Below are 5,589 nucleotides of genomic sequence, written 5' to 3'. Positions count from 1 at the left end.
GCGCAAAAGCAAACCCCCGACCCGCTTACGCGGATCGGGGGTTTGGAATAGGAGCTTGACGATGACCTACTCTCACATGGGGAGACCCCACACTACCATCGGCGATGCGTCGTTTCACTTCTGAGTTCGGGATGGGATCAGGTGGTTCCAACGCTCTATGGTCGTCAAGCAATTCGGTTGCTGCCTCGGGGTTGAGCCGCTGCAGCGAATTGGGTATGTGATCGAATCGGTATTGCGTGTTCGTGCAGATTTTCGGTCTGTATGTCGACTTACCGTCTAACAGCCAAATTGTTTGGGTGTTATATGGTCAAGCCTCACGGGCAATTAGTATTGGTTAGCTCAACGCCTCACAGCGCTTACACACCCAACCTATCAACGTCGTAGTCTTCGACGGCCCTTCAGGGAGCTCAAGGCTCCAGTGAGATCTCATCTTGAGGCAAGTTTCCCGCTTAGATGCTTTCAGCGGTTATCTCTTCCGAACATAGCTACCCGGCAATGCCACTGGCGTGACAACCGGAACACCAGAGGTTCGTCCACTCCGGTCCTCTCGTACTAGGAGCAGCCCCTCTCAAATCTCAAACGTCCACGGCAGATAGGGACCGAACTGTCTCACGACGTTCTAAACCCAGCTCGCGTACCACTTTAAATGGCGAACAGCCATACCCTTGGGACCGGCTTCAGCCCCAGGATGTGATGAGCCGACATCGAGGTGCCAAACACCGCCGTCGATATGAACTCTTGGGCGGTATCAGCCTGTTATCCCCGGAGTACCTTTTATCCGTTGAGCGATGGCCCTTCCATACAGAACCACCGGATCACTAAGACCTACTTTCGTACCTGCTCGACGTGTCTGTCTCGCAGTCAAGCGCGCTTTTGCCTTTATACTCTGCGACCGATTTCCGACCGGTCTGAGCGCACCTTCGTACTCCTCCGTTACTCTTTAGGAGGAGACCGCCCCAGTCAAACTACCCACCATACACTGTCCTCGATCCGGATAACGGACCAGAGTTAGAACCTCAAGGTTGCCAGGGTGGTATTTCAAGGATGGCTCCACGCGAACTGGCGTCCACGCTTCAAAGCCTCCCACCTATCCTACACAAGCAAGCTCAAAGTCCAGTGCAAAGCTATAGTAAAGGTTCACGGGGTCTTTCCGTCTAGCCGCGGATACACTGCATCTTCACAGCGATTTCAATTTCACTGAGTCTCGGGTGGAGACAGCGCCGCCATCGTTACGCCATTCGTGCAGGTCGGAACTTACCCGACAAGGAATTTCGCTACCTTAGGACCGTTATAGTTACGGCCGCCGTTTACCGGGGCTTCGATCAAGAGCTTCGCTTGCGCTAACCCCATCAATTAACCTTCCGGCACCGGGCAGGCGTCACACCCTATACGTCCACTTTCGTGTTTGCAGAGTGCTGTGTTTTTAATAAACAGTCGCAGCGGCCTGGTATCTTCGACCGGCATGAGCTTACTGAGCAAGTCATTCACCCTCACCGGCGCACCTTCTCCCGAAGTTACGGTGCCATTTTGCCTAGTTCCTTCACCCGAGTTCTCTCAAGCGCCTTGGTATTCTCTACCCAACCACCTGTGTCGGTTTGGGGTACGGTTCCTAGTTACCTGAAGCTTAGAGGCTTTTCCTGGAAGCATGGCATCAACCACTTCGCTTTCTAAAAGAAAGCTCGTCATCAGCTCTCGGCATTAAGATCCCGGATTTACCTAAGATCTCTGCCTACCACCTTAAACAAGGACAACCAACGCCTTGCTGGCCTAGCCTTCTCCGTCCCCCCATCGCAGTAACTAGAAGTACGGGAATATTAACCCGTTTCCCATCGACTACGCTCTTCAGCCTCGCCTTAGGGACCGACTCACCCTGCGTCGATTAACGTTGCGCAGGAACCCTTGGTCTTTCGGCGTGCGAGTTTTTCACTCGCATTGTCGTTACTCATGTCAGCATTCGCACTTCTGATACCTCCAGCGAGCTTCTCAACTCACCTTCACAGGCTTACAGAACGCTCCTCTACCGCTCATCTTGCGATGAACCCGTAGCTTCGGTACCTGGTTTGAGCCCCGTTACATCTTCCGCGCAGGCCGACTCGACTAGTGAGCTATTACGCTTTCTTTAAAGGATGGCTGCTTCTAAGCCAACCTCCTAGCTGTCTAAGCCTTCCCACATCGTTTCCCACTTAACCAGGATTTTGGGACCTTAGCTGACGGTCTGGGTTGTTTCCCTTTTCACGACGGACGTTAGCACCCGCCGTGTGTCTCCCGTGCTGACACTTGCTGGTATTCGGAGTTTGCATCGGTTTGGTAAGTCGGGATGACCCCCTAGCCGAAACAGTGCTCTACCCCCAGCAGTGATACACGAGGCGCTACCTAAATAGCTTTCGAGGAGAACCAGCTATCTCCGAGCTTGATTAGCCTTTCACTCCGATCCACAGGTCATCCGCTAACTTTTCAACGGTAGTCGGTTCGGTCCTCCAGTCAGTGTTACCTAACCTTCAACCTGCCCATGGATAGATCGCCCGGTTTCGGGTCTATTCCCAGCGACTAGACGCCCTATTAAGACTCGCTTTCGCTACGCCTCCCCTATTCGGTTAAGCTCGCCACTGAAAATAAGTCGCTGACCCATTATACAAAAGGTACGCAGTCACCTAACAAAGTAGGCTCCCACTGCTTGTACGCATACGGTTTCAGGTTCTATTTCACTCCCCTCTCCGGGGTTCTTTTCGCCTTTCCCTCACGGTACTGGTTCACTATCGGTCAGTCAGTAGTATTTAGCCTTGGAGGATGGTCCCCCCATGTTCAGACAAAGTTTCTCGTGCTCCGTCCTACTCGATTTCACTTCTAAGATCCTTTCGCGTACAGGGCTATCACCCACTATGGCCGCACTTTCCAGAGCGTTCCGCTAAAATCAAAGAAGCTTAAGGGCTAGTCCCCGTTCGCTCGCCACTACTAAGGGAATCTCGGTTGATTTCTTTTCCTCAGGGTACTTAGATGTTTCAGTTCCCCTGGTTCGCCTCACACACCTATGTATTCAGTGTGTGATAACCATCTTATGATGGCTGGGTTCCCCCATTCAGAGATCTCCGGATCAAAGTCTGTTTGCCGACTCCCCGAAGCTTTTCGCAGGCTACCACGTCTTTCATCGCCTCTGACTGCCAAGGCATCCACCGTATGCGCTTCTTCACTTGACCATATAACCCCAAGCAATCTGGTTACTGTCTATAACGTGAAGACGACATTCGCCGAAAATTTGCATAGAGAACACGCAAATTTTACCTTGACGCGACATGCTGCCAGTGAAAGCAACACATCGGTCTACTTCTATCACATACCCAAATTGTTAAAGAACAGTTCTGGCGCAAAGTCCAGAAATCAATGTTCATCCCAGGCGATCAATCATCATCCTGGTAAACACTCATTTCTGAGCTTTCGGCGACTAGAGTTAATGGTGGAGCCAAGCGGGATCGAACCGCTGACCTCCTGCGTGCAAAGCAGGCGCTCTCCCAGCTGAGCTATGGCCCCTTCGATTGGTGGGTCTGGGCAGATTCGAACTGCCGACCTCACCCTTATCAGGGGTGCGCTCTAACCAACTGAGCTACAGACCCAATCGTTACTCTCGGGTCTAAACCCAATCGCCTTTCGCAAGTGAATCAAGCAATTCGTGTGGGAGCTTATGACGAAGCCGGTGTCTTCGATTAAGGAGGTGATCCAGCCGCAGGTTCCCCTACGGCTACCTTGTTACGACTTCACCCCAGTCATGAATCACTCCGTGGTAACCGTCCCCCCGAAGGTTAGACTAGCTACTTCTGGAGCAACCCACTCCCATGGTGTGACGGGCGGTGTGTACAAGGCCCGGGAACGTATTCACCGTGACATTCTGATTCACGATTACTAGCGATTCCGACTTCACGCAGTCGAGTTGCAGACTGCGATCCGGACTACGATCGGTTTTATGGGATTAGCTCCACCTCGCGGCTTGGCAACCCTTTGTACCGACCATTGTAGCACGTGTGTAGCCCAGGCCGTAAGGGCCATGATGACTTGACGTCATCCCCACCTTCCTCCGGTTTGTCACCGGCAGTCTCCTTAGAGTGCCCACCTTAACGTGCTGGTAACTAAGGACAAGGGTTGCGCTCGTTACGGGACTTAACCCAACATCTCACGACACGAGCTGACGACAGCCATGCAGCACCTGTGTCAGAGTTCCCGAAGGCACCAATCCATCTCTAGAAAGTTCTCTGCATGTCAAGGCCTGGTAAGGTTCTTCGCGTTGCTTCGAATTAAACCACATGCTCCACCGCTTGTGCGGGCCCCCGTCAATTCATTTGAGTTTTAACCTTGCGGCCGTACTCCCCAGGCGGTCGACTTAATGCGTTAGCTGCGCCACTAAGATCTCAAGGATCCCAACGGCTAGTCGACATCGTTTACGGCGTGGACTACCAGGGTATCTAATCCTGTTTGCTCCCCACGCTTTCGCACCTCAGTGTCAGTATTAGCCCAGGTGGTCGCCTTCGCCACTGGTGTTCCTTCCTATATCTACGCATTTCACCGCTACACAGGAAATTCCACCACCCTCTGCCATACTCTAGCTCGCCAGTTTTGGATGCAGTTCCCAGGTTGAGCCCGGGGCTTTCACATCCAACTTAACGAACCACCTACGCGCGCTTTACGCCCAGTAATTCCGATTAACGCTTGCACCCTTCGTATTACCGCGGCTGCTGGCACGAAGTTAGCCGGTGCTTATTCTGTCGGTAACGTCAAAACAGCAAGGTATTAACTTACTGCCCTTCCTCCCAACTTAAAGTGCTTTACAATCCGAAGACCTTCTTCACACACGCGGCATGGCTGGATCAGGCTTTCGCCCATTGTCCAATATTCCCCACTGCTGCCTCCCGTAGGAGTCTGGACCGTGTCTCAGTTCCAGTGTGACTGATCATCCTCTCAGACCAGTTACGGATCGTCGCCTTGGTGAGCCTTTACCTCACCAACTAGCTAATCCGACCTAGGCTCATCTGATAGCGTGAGGTCCGAAGATCCCCCACTTTCTCCCGTAGGACGTATGCGGTATTAGCGTTCCTTTCGAAACGTTGTCCCCCACTACCAGGCAGATTCCTAGGCATTACTCACCCGTCCGCCGCTGAATCATGGAGCAAGCTCCACTCATCCGCTCGACTTGCATGTGTTAGGCCTGCCGCCAGCGTTCAATCTGAGCCATGATCAAACTCTTCAGTTCAATACTGCTTGGGTTTTGAGAAAACCCTAAACTTGGCTCAGCAATCGCAAATCTCTTTACTAGAAAGAGTAACTCTCGAATAAACGAGTGTTGCTTTGTGATGCTGATAATCTTGCGACTACCAGTCTTACATTCACAAGCACCCACACGAATTGCTTGATTCAGTTGTTAAAGAGCGTTTCGATCAAGCCTTTCGTCTCAACCGAGGCCGCGCATTCTACAGCAGCCTTTCTTACTGTCAAGCTGTTTTTCGAAAATTTCTTTTCTACTCAACCGCTTGCCGCCTCGATCAATCTGCATCTCTCGTCAGCGGGAGGCGAATCATACAGCGATCAGAACCGCTGTCAACCACC

The 5,589-nt window shown here is 52.2% G+C and carries 2 tRNA genes, 3 rRNA genes and 1 pseudogene; 1 reads left to right on the top strand and 5 read right to left on the bottom strand.

Annotated features, from left to right (window positions below):
* Positions 1-53: 53 nt before the first annotated feature.
* The 5 genes from rrf to NAO55_RS20800 form a co-directional block, all read right to left on the bottom strand.
* Positions 54-169, bottom strand: a 5S ribosomal RNA gene (gene rrf / locus NAO55_RS20820).
* A 134-nt stretch (positions 170-303) separates the two neighbouring features.
* Positions 304-3,194: ribosomal RNA gene (locus NAO55_RS20815) — 23S ribosomal RNA — on the bottom strand.
* Positions 3,195-3,449: 255 nt separating this feature from the next.
* Positions 3,450-3,525, bottom strand: a tRNA-Ala gene (locus NAO55_RS20810).
* A gap of 6 nt (positions 3,526-3,531) precedes the next feature.
* Positions 3,532-3,608, bottom strand: a tRNA-Ile gene (locus tag NAO55_RS20805).
* 91 nt (positions 3,609-3,699) lie between these two features.
* Positions 3,700-5,236: ribosomal RNA gene (locus tag NAO55_RS20800) — 16S ribosomal RNA — on the bottom strand.
* The 16S, 23S and 5S rRNA genes sit together here with 2 tRNA genes alongside, the layout of an rRNA operon.
* Positions 5,237-5,392: 156 nt before the next feature.
* Between NAO55_RS20800 and NAO55_RS20795 the strand changes: the two are divergent.
* A pseudogene (locus tag NAO55_RS20795) lies at positions 5,393-5,589 on the top strand (hypothetical protein); the annotation flags it as partial.

This window comes from Stutzerimonas frequens (assembly GCF_024448335.1).
Lineage (GTDB): Bacteria > Pseudomonadota > Gammaproteobacteria > Pseudomonadales > Pseudomonadaceae > Stutzerimonas > Stutzerimonas frequens.
Note: the sequence above shows the minus strand (reverse complement) of the source record. Positions and strands in the feature narration are given on the sequence as shown.